General features: G+C 46.2%; 1 protein-coding gene. It reads left to right on the top strand.

The genetic code is table 11. The features are described from left to right. The coding region (locus TY49_RS25090; RefSeq protein WP_041968093.1) for a hypothetical protein at positions 1 to 247 on the top strand (247 nt) is incomplete at both ends.

The raw sequence follows: 247 nt of genomic DNA, 5'->3' as shown, positions 1-247 counted from the left end.
TGGAAATGCTGCAACAACTGTTTTTCTGGACAATGTATCGGTAACACCACAATTGCCGGTACCTACACCAGAGCTAGACAACGGTACTTTTGATGCAGGAATGGATGGATGGATCTCATGGTGGGGAGACCAGTGGAGCGGAGTTGCTGAAGGCTCAGCTGATGTAGAAAACGGAGAATTAAAGGTCGATATTACGAAAGTAGGCGGTGCTTCGTACTCACCACAAATTTTTCAGAAGGGGATTACT

This window comes from Mesobacillus selenatarsenatis SF-1 (assembly GCF_000813125.1).
GTDB classification, from domain to species: Bacteria; Bacillota; Bacilli; order Bacillales; family Cytobacillaceae; genus Mesobacillus; species Mesobacillus selenatarsenatis.
The sequence above is the reverse complement of the archived record's forward strand: the minus strand, read 5'-3'. Positions and strand labels throughout refer to the sequence as shown.